Below are 368 nucleotides of genomic sequence, written 5' to 3'. Positions count from 1 at the left end.
CCCGCTGACTCATCTGCGCCTTGAGCTGCTGGCCCTGCCGAGCTTCGCGAGCGGCGTACATATTCAGCCCGATCACCCAGACTGCCACGGCCAAAGCCACACACCCGACAGCGCGACCCCAGCCACGTTGCTCGCCGCCGGTTTGCTGCAGGCCGCCGTGCAAACCCCAACCGGGCAAGGGGCCGATCCAGCGCTGTGTCGCGTCCGCTGCGAACGATGCCTCATCAACTTCGTCACCGAGCATCGGCTCAACCTGCGCACTGTTCAAACTCTCGCGCCGGAGCAAATGCCCGTCCGCCACACAAGCGACAACACCGGGCGCCACTGGCAGGCTATACGGCGCCGGATACAAACCGCGCAAACTCAAA

Annotated in this window: 1 protein-coding gene; it reads right to left on the bottom strand. The window is 64.9% G+C overall.

Translation table 11 applies throughout. From position 1 onward, the window contains the following. Positions 1-244 (bottom strand): hypothetical protein (locus AAEY83_RS13260; RefSeq protein WP_351059469.1); only part of this gene is annotated, 244 nt, incomplete at its 3' end. Positions 245-368 lie beyond the last annotated feature (124 nt).

This window comes from Psychrobacter sp. TB20-MNA-CIBAN-0197, from assembly GCF_040309765.1.
In the GTDB taxonomy this organism is placed as follows: Bacteria; Pseudomonadota; Gammaproteobacteria; order Pseudomonadales; family Moraxellaceae; genus Psychrobacter; species Psychrobacter submarinus.
This window is presented reverse-complemented; position numbering and strand designations above follow the sequence as displayed.